This window comes from Rummeliibacillus sp. SL167 (genome assembly GCF_007896505.1).
GTDB lineage: Bacteria > Bacillota > Bacilli > Bacillales_A > Planococcaceae > Rummeliibacillus > Rummeliibacillus suwonensis.
The window spans coordinates 1,809,748-1,829,378 of record NZ_VCBM01000001.1 but is presented as its reverse complement, the minus strand read 5'-3'; the positions used below and the strand labels follow the sequence as shown (position 1 = coordinate 1,829,378).

At 37.9% G+C, this 19,631-nt stretch carries 17 protein-coding genes; 15 read left to right on the top strand and 2 right to left on the bottom strand.

Annotation, left to right across the window (positions count from 1 at the left end; all coding sequences use genetic code 11):
- The first annotated feature begins 1 nt into the window (after position 1).
- The 8 genes from FEZ13_RS08240 to FEZ13_RS08205 all read left to right on the top strand — a co-directional run bounded on the left by FEZ13_RS08240 (position 2) and on the right by FEZ13_RS08205 (position 10,177).
- Positions 2-1,279, top strand: coding sequence for a dihydroorotase (locus tag FEZ13_RS08240; RefSeq protein WP_146552187.1), 1,278 nt, complete (start codon positions 2-4; stop codon positions 1,277-1,279).
- Complete coding sequence (locus tag FEZ13_RS08235) at positions 1,276-2,379, top strand: carbamoyl phosphate synthase small subunit (protein WP_146552185.1); 1,104 nt, start codon at positions 1,276-1,278, stop codon at positions 2,377-2,379. The genes FEZ13_RS08240 and FEZ13_RS08235 overlap by 4 nt, the downstream gene beginning before the upstream one ends.
- A complete protein-coding gene (gene carB, locus FEZ13_RS08230; protein WP_146552183.1) occupies positions 2,372-5,575 on the top strand; it encodes a carbamoyl-phosphate synthase large subunit in 3,204 nt (1,067 codons plus the stop codon). Before FEZ13_RS08235 ends, carB begins: the two co-directional genes overlap by 8 nt.
- Positions 5,572-6,348, top strand: a complete 777-nt coding sequence (locus FEZ13_RS08225; protein ID WP_146552181.1) for a dihydroorotate dehydrogenase electron transfer subunit — start codon at positions 5,572-5,574, stop codon at positions 6,346-6,348. Before carB ends, FEZ13_RS08225 begins: the two co-directional genes overlap by 4 nt.
- Complete coding sequence (locus tag FEZ13_RS08220) at positions 6,345-7,256, top strand: dihydroorotate dehydrogenase (RefSeq protein ID WP_146549424.1); 912 nt, start codon at positions 6,345-6,347, stop codon at positions 7,254-7,256. The genes FEZ13_RS08225 and FEZ13_RS08220 overlap by 4 nt, the downstream gene beginning before the upstream one ends.
- A complete protein-coding gene (pyrF, locus tag FEZ13_RS08215; protein ID WP_146552180.1) occupies positions 7,257-7,964 on the top strand; it encodes an orotidine-5'-phosphate decarboxylase in 708 nt (235 codons plus the stop codon).
- Positions 7,965-7,967: 3 nt separating this feature from the next.
- Entirely contained in the window at positions 7,968-8,597 is a 630-nt protein-coding gene (gene pyrE / locus FEZ13_RS08210) for an orotate phosphoribosyltransferase (protein WP_146549422.1), read from the top strand.
- 644 nt (positions 8,598-9,241) lie between these two features.
- Positions 9,242-10,177, top strand: coding sequence for a VOC family protein (locus tag FEZ13_RS08205; RefSeq protein ID WP_146552178.1), 936 nt, complete (start codon positions 9,242-9,244; stop codon positions 10,175-10,177).
- Positions 10,178-10,601: 424 nt separating this feature from the next.
- Here the strand turns inward: FEZ13_RS08205 and FEZ13_RS08200 are convergent, their stop codons facing one another.
- A complete protein-coding gene (locus FEZ13_RS08200) occupies positions 10,602-11,033 on the bottom strand; it encodes a MarR family winged helix-turn-helix transcriptional regulator (protein ID WP_146552176.1) in 432 nt (143 codons plus the stop codon).
- Positions 11,034-11,163: 130 nt separating this feature from the next.
- Between FEZ13_RS08200 and FEZ13_RS08195 the strand changes: the two genes are divergently transcribed.
- The gene (locus tag FEZ13_RS08195) at positions 11,164-11,568 is read left to right on the top strand and encodes an organic hydroperoxide resistance protein (RefSeq protein ID WP_146552174.1); all 405 of its coding nucleotides are present in this window, start codon (positions 11,164-11,166) and stop codon (positions 11,566-11,568) included.
- A 234-nt stretch (positions 11,569-11,802) separates the two neighbouring features.
- Positions 11,803-12,018: an RING finger protein gene (locus FEZ13_RS08190; RefSeq protein ID WP_146552164.1), complete on the top strand. Its 216-nt coding sequence runs from the start codon at positions 11,803-11,805 to the stop codon at positions 12,016-12,018.
- A gap of 9 nt (positions 12,019-12,027) precedes the next feature.
- Here the strand turns inward: FEZ13_RS08190 and FEZ13_RS08185 are convergent, their stop codons facing one another.
- Positions 12,028-13,725, bottom strand: a complete 1,698-nt coding sequence (locus FEZ13_RS08185; RefSeq protein ID WP_146552163.1) for an Rqc2 family fibronectin-binding protein — start codon at positions 13,723-13,725, stop codon at positions 12,028-12,030.
- Positions 13,726-14,000: 275 nt separating this feature from the next.
- On the opposite strand from FEZ13_RS08185, the gene FEZ13_RS08180 reads away from it, so the two are divergent.
- From FEZ13_RS08180 to priA, 5 genes are all read left to right on the top strand, one after another.
- Positions 14,001-14,876 carry a YicC/YloC family endoribonuclease gene (locus tag FEZ13_RS08180; RefSeq protein WP_146552162.1) on the top strand — a complete coding sequence of 292 codons (876 nt, stop codon included), beginning with the start codon at positions 14,001-14,003 and terminating at the stop codon, positions 14,874-14,876.
- 50 nt (positions 14,877-14,926) lie between these two features.
- Positions 14,927-15,544 (top strand): guanylate kinase, encoded by a 618-nt coding sequence (gene gmk, locus FEZ13_RS08175; RefSeq protein ID WP_146552161.1) that lies wholly within the window; start codon positions 14,927-14,929, stop codon positions 15,542-15,544.
- Between the two features lie 3 nt (positions 15,545-15,547).
- Complete coding sequence (rpoZ, locus tag FEZ13_RS08170; protein WP_146549415.1) at positions 15,548-15,772, top strand: DNA-directed RNA polymerase subunit omega; 225 nt, start codon at positions 15,548-15,550, stop codon at positions 15,770-15,772.
- 202 nt (positions 15,773-15,974) lie between these two features.
- Positions 15,975-17,180: a bifunctional phosphopantothenoylcysteine decarboxylase/phosphopantothenate--cysteine ligase CoaBC gene (gene coaBC, locus FEZ13_RS08165; protein ID WP_146552160.1), complete on the top strand. Its 1,206-nt coding sequence runs from the start codon at positions 15,975-15,977 to the stop codon at positions 17,178-17,180.
- Entirely contained in the window at positions 17,177-19,585 is a 2,409-nt protein-coding gene (gene priA / locus FEZ13_RS08160; protein WP_146552159.1) for a primosomal protein N', read from the top strand. The genes coaBC and priA overlap by 4 nt, the downstream gene beginning before the upstream one ends.
- Positions 19,586-19,631 lie beyond the last annotated feature (46 nt).

Here is a 19,631-nt window from a genome sequence, read left to right as displayed (position 1 = left end):
CATGACAAAACTGATCAAAAACGTACAGATGATAAATGACTCAGGGATTTTAACAGCAACAGAAATTTTAATCGAGAATGGTAAAATTGCAGCAATCGGTGAGCACATTGAAAACACTGTAGATGAAGTAATCGATGGAAAAGGTCATGTTGTAGCACCTGGATTTGTTGATGTACACGTTCATTTACGTGAACCAGGATTTGAACATAAAGAAACCATCGCTACGGGTTCTCAATCTGCTGCAAAGGGTGGGTTCACAACGATTTGTGCGATGCCAAATACAAAGCCAGTACCAGATTCAATAGAACATTTAGATATGATTAACGGTTTGATCGAGAAAAGTGCGGTTGTACGGGTACTGCCATATGGCTCACTTACCGTTGCGCAATCAGGTGATGAACGAACGAATCTAAAAGCATTAAAAGAACATGGCGCAGTTGCTTTTTCAGATGATGGTGTCGGTGTGCAAGAAGCAGCAACCATGTACGAACAAATGAAAGATGCAGCGGCAATCGATATGGCAGTAGTTGCGCATTGTGAAGATAATTCCTTAATATACGGTGGGGTTATGCATGAAGGAAAGCGCAATAAAGAACTAGGACTGCCAGGGATTCCTTCTATTTGTGAATCTGTTCAAATTGCACGTGATGTCCTATTGGCAGAAGCGGCAGGCGCACACTACCATGTCTGTCATGTTTCAACGAAAGAATCTGTGCGAGTTGTACGTGATGCAAAAGCAGCGGGTATCCATGTCACTGCCGAAGTTTGTCCACACCATTTGTTATTAGAAGAAATGGATATTCCATCAGATGACGCAAATTGGAAGATGAATCCCCCGCTACGGGCGAATGAAGATTGGCAAGCATTACATGAAGGCTTACTAGATGGCACAATCGATTGTATCGCTACAGATCATGCGCCACATACAAAAGAAGAAAAATGTTGCGGAATGGTAGGAGCTCCGTTTGGAATTGTTGGATTTGAAACTGCTTTTCCACTTTTATATACACAATTTGTTGAAACGGGAAAATGGACTTTAAAACAACTGATTGATTGGATGACTGTAAAACCAGCGAAATTATTCAATTTACCATATGGCAAAATAGAAATAGGTGCTTCAGCAGATTTGATTTTATTGGATTTGGAAAAAGAAAAGATCGTAGATGCAGAAAAATTTGCTTCCAAAGGTAGGAATACACCGTTTAATGGTTGGAAAGCTAAGGGATGGCCGGTATTAACTATTTTTGAAGGCAATATTGTTTGGGAGGATGCACAATGACAATTAGAAAACTTATCTTAGAAACAGGTGAAGTATTCGAAGGACAGGCTTTTGGTAGCGATAAAGGATCAGAAGGTGAAGTTGTATTTACTACAGGTATGACAGGATATCAAGAAACACTTTCTGACCCATCATTCTGCGGGCAAATTGTTACTATGACTTATCCTTTAATCGGAAATTATGGCGTTAATCGTGACGACTTTGAAACGATCTCACCTGCGATTAAAGGTTTCGTCATTCATGAATTAGCAAAAGCACCATCCAATTTCCGTAGTGAAGGTACATTAGATGATTATTTTAAAGAGAAGGATATTCCAGGGATTGAGGGAGTAGATACAAGAAAACTAACTCGTCTCATTCGCAACGAGGGTGCTGTAAAAGGATATCTTTCAGCAGCAGGCGAAGAAGTGAATGTAGAAGAAGTAGTAAGTCGTCTTCGTCACACAACATTCCCAACAAACCAAGTCGCTCAAGTTTCAACTAAAAGCGCTTATCCATCTCCAGGACGTGGAAATCGTGTTGTGTTGATAGACTTTGGGATGAAACATGGCATTCTGCGAGAGTTAAATAAACGTGACTGTGATGTCATTGTTGTACCTTACAATACAACAGCAAAAGAGATTCTTGCCTATCATCCAGACGGCATTATGTTATCGAATGGACCAGGCAACCCACAGGATGTGCCTGAAGCGATTGAAACCATAAAAGAACTAGTTGGTAAAGTGCCAATCTTCGGTATTTGTTTAGGCCAACAACTTTTTGGATTAGCATGTGGGGCAAAAACCTTCAAACTAAAATTTGGTCATCGTGGTGCAAACCATCCGGTAAAAGATCTACGCACAGGTCGTACAGAATTAACTTCGCAAAACCACGGCTATGCGATTGATAGTGATTCTTTAGAGGGAACAGATTTAGAAGTAACACATGTAGCCTTAAATGATGGAACTTGCGAAGGATTGCGTCATAAAAAGTATCCGATATTTACAGTACAATACCATCCAGAAGCTTCACCAGGGCCTGAAGATCCAAACCACTTATTCGATGAATTTATGGAGTTAATGAATAACAATGGTAGAGAGGAGCAAAAACAACATGCCTAAACGTCAAGATATTCAATCTATTTTAGTAATTGGTTCCGGTCCAATTGTTATTGGTCAAGCTGCAGAATTTGACTATGCAGGTACGCAAGCCTGCTTATCTCTTAAAGAGGAAGGATACCGAGTTATTTTGATCAACTCCAATCCTGCAACGATCATGACAGACACTCAAATTGCGGATGCGGTTTATATTGAGCCGATCTCACTTGAATTCGTATCACGAATTTTAAGAAAGGAACGCCCTGATGCTATTTTGCCTACATTAGGTGGTCAAACTGGTTTGAACATGGCAATCGAGCTTCATAATTCAGGTATTTTAGATGAATTGGACATTGAAATTCTAGGGACAAAATTAGATGCGATCAATCAAGCAGAAGACCGCGATCTATTCCGTAATCTCATGCATGAATTAGGTGTACCAACTCCGGAGTCAGATATTGTTCACAACTTAGAGGAAGCGGAAGCTTTTGTTGAGAAAATTGGTTATCCGGTGATTGTGCGTCCTGCCTTTACTCTTGGGGGTACAGGTGGAGGTATTTGCTATAACGAACAAGACCTCCATGAGATTGTAACTTCCGGTTTAAAATATTCTCCTGTAACGCAATGCTTACTGGAAAAATCAATCGCTGGCTATAAAGAAATTGAATACGAAGTTATGCGTGATTCAAAAGATAATGCCATTGTCGTATGTAATATGGAAAATGTTGACCCAGTCGGTATTCATACAGGTGACTCGATCGTAGTTGCTCCTTCTCAAACATTATCAGACCGCGAATATCATATGTTGCGAAATGTTTCCCTAAAAATTATCCGTGCTTTAGGCATTGAGGGTGGATGTAACGTACAGCTAGCACTTGATCCCAACAGCTTTAATTACTATATTATCGAAGTAAATCCACGTGTATCACGTTCATCAGCACTTGCTTCAAAAGCAACAGGTTATCCAATCGCCAAACTAGCAGCTAAAATCGCTATCGGTTTGACATTAGACGAAATGATCAATCCTGTAACAGGGAAAACTTACGCTTGCTTTGAACCAGCACTAGACTATATTGTAGCGAAAATTCCACGTTGGCCTTTTGATAAATTTGAAACAGCTAAACGTAACTTAGGAACGCAAATGAAAGCTACAGGTGAAGTAATGGCAATTGGTCGCAACTTTGAAGAGGCCATCTTAAAAGCTGTACGTTCTCTGGAAACAGGTCATAAACATATCGAGATGAAACATGCAGAAGATTTAACAGATGAATGGATTAAAAAACGTGTTAAAAAAGCGGGTGATGAACGTCTATTCTTCCTTGCAGAAGCATTGCGCCGTGGCGTAACAGTAGAAACCATCCATGAATGGAGTCAAATCGATTTATTCTTCCTAGATAAATTTAAAAATATCGTTGACTATGAAACCGTATTAAAGGAACATCCGAATGATCCAGAAACCTGTCGTAAAGCCAAGAAATTAGGTTTTGCAGATGAAACAATCGCCAAACTTTGGCATACAACAGCTGACAAAATATATGATTTTCGTAAGGAACAAGGTATCATCCCAGTTTACAAAATGGTTGATACATGTGCAGCGGAATTTGAATCAGAAACACCATACTTCTATGGCACATACGAAGAGGAAAATGAATCGATTCGCTCCAATCGTGAGTCTGTCATTGTTTTAGGATCTGGTCCAATCCGTATAGGGCAAGGTGTTGAATTTGACTATGCAACCGTACATTCAGTTTGGGCCATTCAAGAGGCTGGATACGAAGCGATCATTATCAACTCAAACCCTGAAACCGTGTCAACGGACTTTTCAATTTCGGATAAATTATACTTTGAACCACTTACGATAGAAGATGTTATGCATATTATCGACTTAGAGCAACCAAAAGGTGTGGTTGTCCAATTTGGTGGTCAAACAGCGATCAATCTTGCTGATAAATTAGAAGCTCGCGGTGTGAAAATTTTGGGTACATCACTTGATTCTATCGACCGTGCAGAGTCACGTGATCGTTTTGAAGAAGCACTACATGAGTTAAAGATTCCACAACCATTGGGAAAAACAGCAACAAATACACCTGAAGCAATCGCCATTGCCGAAGAAATTGGATATCCAGTGCTAGTTCGCCCTTCATATGTATTGGGTGGACGTGCAATGGAAATCGTCTATAATACAGCTGAATTGAACCATTATATGGAAAATGCAGTGGAAGCATCTCCAGAACATCCTGTACTGATCGACCGTTACTTAACAGGTAAGGAAATTGAGGTAGATGCGATTTGTGATGGTGAAAATGTTCTAATTCCAGGTATTATGGAACATATCGAACGTGCGGGGGTACACTCTGGTGATTCGATTGCTGTTTATCCTACACAAAACTTGTCACAACAACATATTGATACATTAGTGGATTACACAACGCGACTAGCAAAAGGATTAGGCATCATAGGTCTGATGAATATCCAATATGTTATCTCTCGAGATGTCGTCTATGTAATCGAGGTAAATCCACGTGCATCACGTACAGTGCCATTCTTAAGTAAGATTACTAATATTCCAATGGCAAATGTTGCAACGAAGGCTATTCTTGGTCAATCCATTCCACAGCAAGGCTATCCAACAGGACTTGCTCCGGTGAAAGATGGTGTATTTGTCAAAGTACCAGTATTTAGCTTTGCAAAACTTCGCCGTGTTGATACAACATTAGGACCTGAAATGAAGTCTACAGGTGAAGTAATGGGGAAAGATAGCACACTTGAAAAAGCATTGTATAAAGGCTTTGTTGCAGCAGGCATGAAGATTAAAGATCATGGTGCCGTATTAATGACAGTAGCAGATAAAGACAAAGAAGAAGCCATCGCACTTGCTAAACGATTTGTCGAAATTGGTTACTCTATTCTTGCAACACCAGGTACTGCAGAATCATTAAAACAAGCAGGTATTAAATCAACAACTGTAGGTAAAATCGGTTCAAATGGTCCTACATTACTGGATGTTATCCAAAATGGAAATGCACAATTAGTGATTAATACATTGACAAAAGGCAAACAACCAGCACGAGATGGTTTTAGAATTCGTCGTGAATCTGTGGAAAATGGTGTACCTTGTCTTACTTCACTCGATACAGCAGAAGCCATCTTACGTGTCATCGAATCCATGACCTTTACAGCAACTGCGATGCCAAAAGCAAAGTTGGAGGTACATGCATGATTCAACAAGAAAAGATGAAAGTTGTTCGTCAAAAACAAATAGCCGATGGTATTTTTGAGCTGACTTTAATTGGTCAGCTCACCCTTCAAATGAAGCAACCTGGTCAATTTGTTCACATTCGTGTATCAGATAGTTTGGAACCATTACTTAGAAGACCTATTAGCATTTGCTCGATAGATTCAGAACATATGGAATTTACAATGCTTTATCGTGCAGGGGGACGTGGAACAAAAATCCTTTCACAAAAACAACCAGGCGACGAAGTGGATATATTAGGACCTTTAGGAAATGGTTTTCCTGTAGAAGAAACAAAGAGTGGAGAAACGGCTTTATTAGTTGGTGGAGGCATTGGTGTGCCACCATTGTATGAACTGTCCAAGCAACTCAATGCGAAAGGTGTTCATACCATTCATGTATTAGGCTTTCAATCGATTCATAACGTTTTCTATGAGAAACAATTTAGCGAACTTGGCGAAACCTATATTGTGACAGCCGATGGTAGCTATGGTTCAAAAGGCTTTGTAACAGATCTATTAGCACAATTAAATCCAACATTTGATGTTTTTTATAGTTGTGGTCCTTTACCGATGTTAAAAGCATTAGAGCAAACATATCCAGATAAAAAGGGATTCTTATCTTTTGAAGAAAGAATGGGCTGCGGCATTGGTGCTTGTTATGCATGTGTATGCCAAACAACTGATATCGTTGCGCAAGATTATTTAAAAATCTGTTCGGATGGCCCAGTCTTCCCAAGAGGAGTGGTTGCACTATGAATCGATTACAAGTAGAGTTACCAGGGTTAACATTGAAAAACCCTATTATTCCTGCATCTGGTTGTTTTGGCTTTGGACAAGAATTTGCAAAGCTATATGATTTATCGAAACTAGGTGCCATTATGATCAAGGCGACTACTTTGGAAACACGGAGAGGAAATCCTACTCCTCGGGTGGCAGAAACAGCTGCTGGTATGTTAAATGCAATTGGCTTACAAAATCCGGGTTTAGCACATGTGATGGAATATGAATTGCCATGGTTAGAGCAATATGACGTACCCATTATTGCAAATGTTGCTGGTACGGAGACGGCTGATTATGTAGCTGTAGCTGAAAAAATTTCAACAGCTCCAAATGTGAAAGCTTTAGAATTGAATATCTCCTGCCCAAATGTAAAAAGTGGGGGTATTCAATTTGGTACAGATGCTAATACCGCAAGTGGTCTAACAGCTGCTGTCAAAGAAGTATCAAAAGTTCCCGTCTATGTTAAATTATCTCCAAATGTTACAAATATCGTCGAAATTGCAAAAGCAGTTGAAGCCGGTGGTGCTGATGGTATTACGATGATTAATACATTAATCGGCATGAGGCTTCATCCAAAAACAGGAAAGCCAATCATTGCTAATGGAACAGGTGGTTTATCTGGTCCTGCTGTTAAGCCGATTGCTATCCGAATGATTTACGATGTTCGTCAACAGGTGAAGATTCCGATTATTGGTATGGGCGGTATAACAAATGCTGAGGATGTCATCGATTTCCTATCGGTAGGTGCTAGTGCTGTCGCAGTCGGTACTGCTAACTTTGTCGATCCTTTTGTATGTCCGAATATCATCGATGAGCTACCACAAAAATTAGATGAACTAGCATGTGAGAAAATAACGGATCTTATTGGAAGGAGCCATCGATAAATGTCAAATAAGCCGATCATTGCCTTAGATTTTCCATCAGAAGAGAAAGTCTTTCAATTTCTTTCCCATTTTCAAGAATCTTTATTTGTAAAAGTAGGCTTAGAACTTTATTTGCAAGAGGGTCCTTCCATTATTAAAAAGATAAAAGAACAGGGGCATGAAGTTTTTCTTGATCTAAAACTTCATGATATACCAAACACTGTTAAATCCGCTATGAGGGGCTTAGCGAAACTGGGAGTCGATATTGTCAATGTTCATGCTGCAGGAGGAAGTACAATGATGAAAGCAGCACTTGAAGGTTTGCAAGAAGGTACACCAGCCGGTAAAAAACGTCCAGCATTGATTGCTGTAACGCAATTAACTTCTACTAGTGAAGAACAAATGCAACAAGAACAAAAAATTTCAACGACACTAGAAGAATCGGTTCTAAATTATGCCAAGCTAGCAAAAGCTTCAGGACTTGATGGAGTCGTTTGTTCTGTTTTAGAAGCGAAAGCAATTGAAAAAGTATGTGGCAAAGAATTTTTAAAGGTGACGCCTGGGATTCGTTTATCAGGTGGCGCACTGCATGATCAAAAACGTGTTGCAACACCTACATTTGCAAAAGAAAATGGATCTACACATATAGTAGTAGGACGCGCCATCACACAAGCTGATGATGTTGTAAAAGCCTATCATACAGTACAAGCATTATGGGGAGGACAATAATAGATGACCATTCAAAAAGAAGTAGCAAAAGGTATGTTAGAAGTAGGTGCAGTAGAGTTAAATCCAAATGAACTTTTTACATGGGCGTCTGGTATTCAATCACCTATTTATTGTGATACTCGACTAACGATCTCCTATCCGAAAGTTCGCAAAATTATTGCGAATGGTCTTGCTGAATTGATCAAAGAAAACTTTCCAAAAACAGAAGTAGTTGCCGGAACTGCCACAGCAGGTATTCCACACGCTGCTTGGGTAAGCGACATTTTGGATTTACCAATGGTGTATGTACGTTCAAAACCAAAAGATCATGGTCGAGGCAATCAAACAGAAGGAAAGCTTCAACAAGGTCAAAAAGTAGTCGTTGTTGAAGATATCATTTCTACAGGCGGTTCAAGTATTACAGCTGTTGAAGCGCTTCGTCGTGAAGGAGCAGAAGTGTTAGGAGTCGTATCCGTGTATTCTTACATGTTGCCTCGTGCACAAGAAAACTTTGATCGAGTAGGTGTACCATATAAAAGCCTATCCAACTTTGAAGCGCTTGTAGAAGTGGCCAAAGAAACAGGGATGATTAAAGAAGACGATATTCCAGGATTACTTCAATGGCATGCAGATTTGAAAGCTGGAAAACTATAAATGAATCTGTTTTAAAATGGATGATCATTTTTAGGAGTAAAGAAAGCACCTATTTAGAACGAAAATGAATTAATAAAATACAACAGGTATGTTGATTATCCAATATAATCCATAAAAATAGGGAGATTCGTTGATTGCAGCGAAGATCTATATAAATGGTCCGAAAAATAAAGATTTTCTCAAAAATTACGCCACAGACGACCTAATTTTTGTCAAATCAACACACGTGAAAATACAATTCAGATCGATACATTGATACTGAATTGTATTTTTTTATTGTTTTTCGGGCAGCCTCCTGTCATAGAGGTTTAAGTTAAACGTATGAGAAGCAGTAGCAAAATATAAATCACCCAAATAATGAACTGATCACCAATAACGATTAAAAATGCATAAGTGAAAATGAAAATTTGCGCATAAAACATGCCCACTTTAAGTGACAAAGGGGGATCTTGATAGTCTTATAAAAACCTGATTGGATCAGCTAAAATCTAGTGGGGGAGAAGAAAAACCGACTGAATGAAGTTTCACTTTATCATCATAAAAGATGTATAATATATATTCTTTTTATTTGTTATTTCTTTTGTTTTGTATTAAAATTAACTAAACCTATTTAATAACTATGAATTAAAAAAGGGGTTTTCTGAATGACCGAAAAATTAGAAGAATTTTTACCACAATATACAATTGATGCGGCGACGAATGTAGAACGTGTTGTGCTAAAAGTTATTGATTTAACAAGGCAAATCGCTTTTTATAAACATGTTGTTGGCTTAACAGTACTTAGTAGAACACAAAATTATGCTTATCTTGGTGTAAAAGAGGATGAAAGAGTACTCTTAGAGTTAAGAAAAACAGCTAAAAAATTGCAACCAGCAAAAAGTACGGGGTTATTTCATATCGCTTTTCTTGTGCCAAATAGAGAGGCCTTTGCTACAAAATTCTTTGAAATATTACGGAATAAAAATACGGTAGATAGTCCTTTAGAGCAAGCAACTCGGTTCCCTCATTTTGAACGAATTATTCCTATTGCTAAATTGGATAGTGCAAGTGATCATGGTTATAGTGAAGCATTTTATTTATCTGATATAGAGGGCAATGGTATTGAAATATACGTAGATCGACCTCGAAAGGAATGGCATAAATATCCTAAAGGTAGCAATCCATTAAATTTTAAAGAACTTGCAAAGATTGCAAAATTTGAGACAGATGGTAAATTGCCAATAGGTACAAAAATTGGGCATGTACATCTGCGTGTTAATGATTTAGAAAAAACATTGTCATTTTATCATCAAGTATTAGGATTTGAATCGCAGCTTGTATCAAATGATAGGTTCTTTTTATCAGCAGGCGGCTATCATCACCATATCGCAGGAAATGCTTGGTCTGGAAGAAATGCTGCACGTCCACTAGATATACATAGTGGATTACAAGAGATACATTTCAATCTGCCATCTAAAGAGGCCTACGATAAATTGAAAAACCACGTAAAACAATTAACCCAAATGCAAGATTTAGATCATTATTTTGCCATCATTGATCCAGATGGAAATAGTCTTGTGTTTTCAACAAATCATCAGTAAAATTTAAAGGTTACGATATCAATAAAAGGTATTGGGAGAATGTCTCTCAATACCTTTTATCTCGCTTTAACGGGCAGTAAGACCCTGATCTCAAGATATAGAGAGAAAACGAGAAAGATAGATGGGGGATGAACTGCCCGTAAAAGTCCGATTGGTTTAGCTAACCATCAGTGGGGGATGAAGAAAACCCCCACTGATGGAACCTTCACTTTATTGTTCTTTGCATGTTGTCTTCCTTGAAATACAGCTTCAAAGCTGATGTTATCAGTCCATTACAGCAGATAATATTGTCCCTCTGTCATTCAGATAATTTTTACGAAGGATAATAATATCTGAATGGTTACTTTAAGCTAGCAATTTTTGAAAACAAACAAGCGGTCAACTGATTAACTTCATGGCTGTAAAAAGTTGATCGGCATGCTTTTTATGATCTAAAAGAGTGAATAATTTTCTCCAAAGTGGTTTTTGTTTGAAAAAATTCTTCTTTAGTCATATTTGTCTTTTCGAAAACCTTCTCTGAAATACAAGGTAACTCTTTTTGTACTCTTTTCCCTTGTTCTGTTAGTTGAACCATTAAATTACGTTCATCTTTTTTTGAACGTTCTCTTGAAATATACCCTTTAAGCTCTAGTTTCTTTAATAAGGGTGTCAAAGTCCCAGAATCTAGAAAGATGCGATTTCCTAATTCTTTTATATTGACTTGCTCATCACAATTAATCGCCAATAAAACGATATATCCAGTATACGTTAAATCATATTCTTTGAGATAGAATGTATATTTCTTAATGATTTCTTTAGAAGATACGTATAACAAGAAGCACAACTGATTGTCCAAATAATTTTGCCCTGTCTGCATAGATTATTTCCTCCCAAACAATAATATCATTATTTTTATAATAATTTATTCTTTTGACTTGTCAATCACAATTAAATTATATACAATTTAATTGTACAAAATAAAAATGATTAAGAAAGGGTTGGTTAAAATGAAAAAAATGTATTCAACTAAAATGACAAATGTAGGCGGTCGTAGTGGAGAAGTGCATTCTCCAGACAAATCATTCTCTTTGAATATTGTACCACCAGGTAAAAATGCTGAAGGCACAACAAATCCCGAACAATTATTTGCGGCAGGATTTAGTTCATGCTTTAATAGCGCGCTTGATTTAGTCAAAATGCAAAAAGGCATTAAAGGTCAATCCACAATTAGTGCGATTGTATCACTCTATAATAATGGCAAACAGGATTATAGTTTAGGAGTAGAAATAGAAGGCCATATTGAAGGCGTATCACCAGAGGAAACACAAACACTTTTGGAAATTACGCATACGGTTTGTCCGTATTCAAAGGCTACACGAAATAATATTGAAGTTACTGTAAAAGCTGTCTAATCCACTTTTAGATAGTTATTCGCCCTAATTGGAAATGAGCATATAGAAAAATTTATTAATGAAAAGAGATAGTAAAAGTAGAAGATATTTTTTAAAATCAGAGGTTTCGAAGTTTTCTGAGAATGTTTGAAAAAAGGAGTGATTAACTGCGATTAATCACTCCTTTATGTTCTAAAACGATGGAAAGGTGTAAATGTTTTTGAATCAAAATTTCATTTAGATTACTAAAAAATTATGGTAAAACTTTATCCCGCGTTAACGGGCAGTAAGACTCCTCCCTCAAGGTATAGAGAGAAACGAGAAAAGATAGGTGGGGGGGGACAACTGCCGCATGCGTCTGATTGGTTTGGGCGGGGGCAAGATGTTTGTCCCTCAGGTGTTGCCACAAGACGTGGCGCTTTTAACCTGAGTTCTCCTAGCTCAATGGGGGATGAAGAAAACCCCCACTGATGTGTTACTTTATCGTTCTTTTTTTAACTGAATGACTAGTTCTTCATCAGGTGTAACATATAGTGTTTTTTGTTCAAAGTAGATGACAAATCCAGGCTTTGCACCACTTGGTTTCTTGACTTGTCGAATTTCTGTATAGTCAACTGGAACGGATGAGGAAACACGGGCCTTGCTAAAGTACGCAGATAGTGTGGCAGCTTCTCGCAATGTTTGTTCATCAGGGTTCGCATCATGAATGACCACGTGTGAGCCGGGAATATCCTTTGTATGCATCCAAATATCTGATTTTCTTGCTAATTTAAATGTTAAATAATCATTTTGTTTATTATTTTTCCCTACTGAAATATGGATACCTGTTGAAGAAACGAATTCCTCAGGTGATGGTTTTGTTGGTTTTTTACGCCGTTTGGCAGTACGCATTTTCATAAAACCCTGTTCCGCCAACTCTTCTCGTATCTCTTCAATATCATGTGGTGCTGCTTGCTGTACTTGTTGTGAAAGCATCTCGAAATAGATTAAATCCTCATTGGTTTTATCGATTTGTTGTTGTACCATGATGAGTGCATTTTTGGCCTTATTATACTTGGTGTAATAACTTTGGGCATTCTCAATCGGTGTTTTGCGTTCATTTAAAGGAATCTTCACTTTTGCTTCATGGTCGTCGTAATAATTGACAACGGTGATTTCTTTTTGTCCCTTTTCAAAATTATAGAGATTGGCCATTAGTAACTCACCAAATAATTGATATTGATCTAGCTTTTGCGCGTGATTTAAATCTTTTTGAAGCTTTTTCAGTTTCAGCTTCAATTTACTGATTTCATTTTGTAGCCAGCGTTCAAGATCTCCTGCTTGTTGTTTCACTCGGTCACGTTCAGCTCTTGCGAAGAAGACACGATCAAGCAATGTGCTTAAAGATGGATAGATTGTTGGTTTTCCTTGTAAATGCGTAAGTGCGATAGGAGAAAATTGTGTTTTCCCGTTTACTTCTATATAAGTAGGCTGGCTGCCCCCATTCTTAAATTCAGCAATAAAAGAAGGGAATAGAACTGCCGCAGCTTTTCCAGACTCATCAATGCGATATAAAAATTCAGTGGCATGGAGGGATGAAAATCCAGTGAAATGTTGAACAATTTCTTGTGCCGATTTTTCAGTCGCAAAAAATGTTTGTAAATCTTCGTCAGATACAACTGTTGGATTTACTTTGTTTTGTTTAGGAGGCGCTACATAAAGCTGACCGGGCAACACAGTTCGATAGCTGTTCATTGCAGGAGGTAAATGTTTCAAACTATCTACGATTTTTTGCGATTTTTTTTCTACTAGAATGAGATTACTATGACGTCCCATTATTTCCGCATATAATTCTCTTATGATGGGATCTCCAATTTCGTTTTTACTTGTTATCGTAAATACGATAATGCGATCGCCATCGATTTGTTTGATCGATTCGATAAAGCCTCCTTCGATATGCTTTCGTAACAGCATACAAAACATAGGCGGTTCAGCAGGATTATCGACTGCTTGATCTGTCAGATGTACACGAGCGTAAGATGGATGGATGGATAATAATAATTTATGATTGTTGCCACTTGCTCGGATAGTTAAAATAATTTCTTGTGCATTTGGTTGGTGTACTTTAGCGATACGCCCTGTGACCAATTGCTGCAATTCTTTTGTCATTGCTAGTGTGAATAAGCCATCATATGCCATATGTAAATTCCTCTTTCAAAACGTTTTGTTCTATCTTATCATTTTTTATCTTGTATTAACAGGCAGTAAGCACTCACATCAAGAGGGAGCGGAAATCAGCGAATGTTCTATATTTTCATGGATAAAAATTAAATATTTTCTTTAAACAACAAAAAAATAAGCAGAAAATATAATTTTAGCGTACAATTAAAAGATAGGCAGTCCATGGATATACGCAATAATTTTTTTCTTATGTTATACTTGTAGATAGTATGCGAAGAAGGATGTGACTGACCTTGGTACGTAGTATGACAGGATTTGGCAGGGGTGTCACAACAACGGATCAACTGCAGTTAACCGTAGAAATCCGTTCAGTAAATCATCGTTTTTTAGAAATTTCCACACGATTTCCTAAAGAATGGACTGAAGCGGAAGTACTTGCAAAAAAAATACTTTCTACAAAAGTAGCAAGAGGAAAGTTTGATGTATCCGTCTACGTGAAAGAATTAGTGCCATTTGGACAGGTTGTAAAGATCAATTGGCCTCTAGTCAATGCATATAAAGAAGCAAGAGATGAGTTAAGACAACAGATTCCACTGGATGATAAATGGTCCATGACGGAAATTTTACAACTTGACCAAGCACTCACTTTGGAAATAAAAGAACTTCCCAAAGAAGAGGTTTTAAATGCAGTGAATAAGGCTGTTGAAGAAGCAACAATCGCTCTTATTCAAATGCGAGAAAAAGAAGGCCAAGTATTATTCGAAACAGTTCTAGGCTTTAAAGAGGCCTTAGAAGAGCAAATCGCTGTTATCAAAAACGTTTCTCAAAAAGCTGTAGAGAAATATCGTGAAAAATTAGTAGAACGTATAAACGAAATTAGTCACACAGATCATTTAGAAGAACGCCTTTTAACTGAAGTAGCTATTTTTGCAGAAAAAGCAGATATATCAGAAGAATTGGATCGCTTAGCAAGTCATTTAAAACAATTAGATGAAACATTGCAAGAGGATATATCAATTGGTCGAAAATTAGACTTTTTGATGCAAGAAATGCATCGTGAGATTAATACGATTGGTTCTAAAAATCAATCAGTTGAAGCAGCTACCGCCGTTGTTCAAGCAAAAGCAATATTAGAAAAAATGCGAGAACAAGTTCAAAATATTGAATAATAGCAATACTTATTGTATGATTAATTTTTTGGAACGATGAGGGAGAGTTAATGAGAAGAGAACGTGGATTATTAATTGTTTTATCTGGTCCTTCCGGTGTTGGAAAAGGTACAGTGCGGAAAGCATTATTTTCACAACCAGATACCAATTATGAATATTCTATTTCCATGACCACACGCGAGCCACGTGAGGGGGAAGTTGATGGTGTAGACTACTTTTTTAAAAGTAGAGAAAACTTTGAAAAGCTTATTGAACAAAGCAAATTACTTGAATATGCCGAGTATGTAGGCAATTATTATGGAACACCTATTGACTATGTAAATGCAACATTGGATGCAGGTCGTGATGTATTCCTTGAAATTGAAGTTCAGGGTGCGACACAAATTCGTGAAAAAGTACCAGATGGTCTATTTATTTTCCTTGCACCACCAAGTCTTTCTGAATTACAACAACGCTTGGTAGGACGTGGGACCGAATCAGAAGACGTTATTGCATCACGTATAGCTGCTGCAAACAAAGAATTGGAAATGATGAATTTGTACGATTATGTCGTGGAAAACGACGAAGTACAATTAGCATGTGAACGTATTAATGCGATTGTTCTTGCTGAACATTGTAAACGCGAACGTGTAGAAAAAAGATATTTAGCTATGTTGAGAGGAGAATAATAGATGCTATATCCATCTGTTGATGTTTTAAAAACTAAAATCGATTCAAAGTATTCACTTGTAAGTCTTGCTGCTAAAAGAGCTCGTGCCATGCAAGAAGGCAGCCCAGAACGTTTATCTTCATATGTTTCTTATAAAAGTGTAGGGAAAGCACTTGAAGAAGTTGCCGCTGGCGTTCTTACAATAGAAGATCAAGATGAAACAAAGGTTTATGAAGATGAAGTTTAACCCTTATTCAATGGGTGTATAAGCATTCACTAATTGAGGTTAAAGCTTCCGGCAGTTTACACAGATTTTTGATGGGAATTAATCAAATTGACTTGACAAAATCTTGCTGTGTTTTGCCGAGGTGCATTGATTAACTAAAACGCTGTAGCTCCTAGAGAAGTTTTTCTTTGGGAGCTTATGTTGTTTCGAGAGGAAGAAAAACATGATTGCAAATAAGAACATTTTACTTTGTGTATCAGGTGGAATCGCAGTTTATAAGGCAGTTGCACTGGTGAGTAAGCTTACGCAAGCAGGTGCGCATGTGAAAGTAATGATGACAGAATCTGCAACCCGTTTTGTTACTCCTTTGAGTTTTCAAGTCATGTCCAAAAACGATGTATACACTGATACTTTTGATGAAAAAGACTCTGGAGCTATAGCTCATATTGAGTTAGCGGATTGGGCCGATCTTGTGATTGTTGCCCCAGCTACAGCTAATATGCTCGGTAAGCTTGCCAATGGGATTGCTGATGATATGGTGACAACAACGTTACTTGCTACCACTGCAAAAGTTTGGGTAGCCCCAGCTATGAATGTTCATATGTATAATCATCCAGCAGTAAAAAGAAATATCGAACGTTTAGCAAAAGATGGCTATGAATTTATAGAGCCTTCAGAAGGTATTTTAGCGTGTGGCTATGTTGGAAAAGGACGTTTAGAAGAGCCACAAAAAATAGTTTCTTTAGTGGAACAGTTTTTTAAACCGGAAAATTTACCATTGAAAGGAAAGAAAGTGGTCGTGTCTGCAGGACCAACTAGAGAAAGAATAGATCCCGTTCGTTATTTAACGAACTTTTCCTCTGGAAAAATGGGTTATGCGATGGCAGCTGCGGCACAAAAGCTCGGTGCAGATACAATACTTGTTTCAGGACCCGTAGAAATAACTCCTCCAGCAGGTGTAAAGCTAATTTCTGTAGAGAGTGCTGAAGATATGCTGAAAGCTATTTTAAAAGAATACGATCATGCAGACATCGTCGTAAAAGCGGCAGCAGTAGCAGACTATCGTCCTGAAATCAGTTTGTCCCAAAAAATGAAAAAACAATTTGATCATACAGCTATAGAGCTTGTGAGAACAACTGATATATTGCTTACTTTAGGAGAGCTTAAACAACATCAATTATTAATAGGTTTCGCCGCAGAAACGAATGATGTATTAGAATATGCAAAAGGTAAATTAATCAAAAAAAATGCGGATTATATTATTGCAAATGATGTTTCAAAATCAGATCGTGGTTTTGGAGCTGATTCAAACACAGTTACGTTAGTCGGTAAAGAAGGATTTCAACAAAGTTATGAATCTATGCCGAAAGAGAACCTAGCAATTGAATTATTCACAACAATCTTAAAAAGAGAGGGTATGTGGCAATGATTGCACAAATTATTGTCGATGTCTCTGCTTATCCTGTGGACAGGCCATTTGATTATTTGGTTCCTCTAGAGCTAGAGGAATTGGTAGAGGTGGGGTGTCGTGTTAAAGTGCCATTCGGTCCAAGAAATGTTCTTGGGTTTATCACAGCGTTAAAAGATGAAACAGATGTACCAGTAGATAAACTTAAAGCAATCGCACAGCTTTTAGATTTAGAACCAGTGTTAACGGAAGAGATGCTCAAACTTGCAAAGTGGATGACTGTGCATACTTTATGCTATGAGATAGATGCATTGCAAGTTATGCTACCATCCGCTTTACGTGCAAAATATGAGAAGTCTATCAAACGAACGACTGAACTGTCCAATTTACCTGCGGAATTACAAGCTTTGTTTGGTCAAAAAGAGGTAATTCCGTATAAAAAAGTGGAAGCGGCTAATCTATTAAAGCCGCTTAAATATTGTATGAAGCAAGGTCTTGTTGAGCAAAAAACAATTGTGAAGCAACAAGGGCAAGTGAAAGCAGTTCGCAAAGTAAAAGTGTTAGGTGATGTGTCGCAGTTACGAGAAATTACGACAACGATCCCTAAACGTGCAAAGAAACAATTGCAAGTAGCTGAATGGATGGTAGAACATGCAGGAGAAGAGTTTATCCCACAAAAACTCTGTGAAACATTGAATATTACACCTGCCGTATTGAATGCAGTCATTGACAAAGGTGCAGCTAGCTATTTCCAAGAAGAAATCTATCGTAACCCTTTTTCAAAAGACGTACATAAATCTGTAGCGCTTCAATTGACAGATGAGCAAGATGTTGCACTATATCAAATTTTACAATCGATGAAATCAAAGATGGCTACAACTTTCTTATTACATGGTGTAACAGGCAGTGGGAAAACAGAAGTGTATCTACAAGCCATTCAAGAAGCGATCAATCACGGACAAGAGGCTATTGTGCTAGTACCTGAAATTTCGTTGACTCCTCAAATGACAGAGCGATTTCGTGCACGTTTTGGTGATCTAGTGGCAGTGATGCATAGCGGATTATCAAAGGGCGAGAAGTATGATGAATGGAGGAAAATCGGACGTGGGGAAGTAAAGGTCGCTGTTGGGGCTAGATCTGCGATTTTTGCTCCATTTACTAATCTAGGATTGATTATTTTAGATGAAGAACATGAATCCACCTATAAGCAAGAAGATACGCCACGATATCATGCAAGAGATGTTGCGATTTGGCGAAGTCAATTCCATCAATGTCCCGTTATCCTAGGAAGTGCTACCCCCTCACTTGAGTCTTTTGCTAGAGCAAAGAAAAATATTTATACTTTACTGACATTATCCCAAAGAGCAAAGAAACAAGCTTTACCTACTGTTCAAGTAGTAGATATGCGTGAAGAGCTTCATGAAGGAAATCGTTCCATGTTTTCACAATCTTTAGCAGATGCTATGAAAGTAAGACTGGAGAAAAAAGAGCAGATGGTCTTATTTTTGAATCGTCGGGGATATTCATCCTTTGTTTTATGTCGTGATTGCGGAACGGTCGTGCAATGTAAAAACTGCGACATCTCTATGACTTATCATCGTTCAACAGAAACGTTAAAATGCCATTATTGTGGATATGAAGAGCGTGTTCCAACAGAGTGCCCAGAGTGTCATAGTGAGCATATTCGTTTTTTTGGAACAGGTACTCAAAAAATCGAGGCTGAGATTCATAAAGTTTTTCCAGAAGCCAGAGTGTTGCGGATGGATGTTGATACAACAAGACAAAAAGGGGCGCATGAACGTATATTAGATGATTTTGGTGCTGGTAAGGCAGATATTTTATTGGGAACTCAGATGATTGCGAAGGGACTAGATTTTCCAAAAATTACTTTAGTCGGGGTATTAAGTGCAGATACATCCTTAAATCTTCCCGATTTCCGTGCAGCTGAACGCACTTTCCAATTATTAACACAAGTAAGTGGCCGTGCAGGTCGTCATGATTTACCAGGTGAAGTGATTATTCAAACATATACGCCTGAGCATTATGCTATCCAATTGTCAAAAGAGCAGCACTATGAACCATTCTATGAGCAAGAAATGGCCATGCGACATAAGTTTGCTTATCCACCCTATTTTTTCGTTGTACTTATACAAATAACACATGAAGATGTTATGATGGCAGCGGAATATGCGGGGAAGGCTATGGATTGGTTAAAACTAAAACTCTCCAAACAAGTTGTACTGATCGGGCCTACTGCTGCTTCCATTAGCCGAGTTCAAAATCGATATCGTTATCAATGTTTGATAAAATATAAAAAAGAGCCGAATCTAATTGAAACATTGCAACAATTGATCCGGTTGTACCGTACGGAATGGGTCAAAAAGGGAGTTCAACTAACCGTTGATTTAGATCCATCGTCTATTTAATACACTTAAGACCCCCTGAGTGAAGTTTCACTTTATAAGAGAAGAA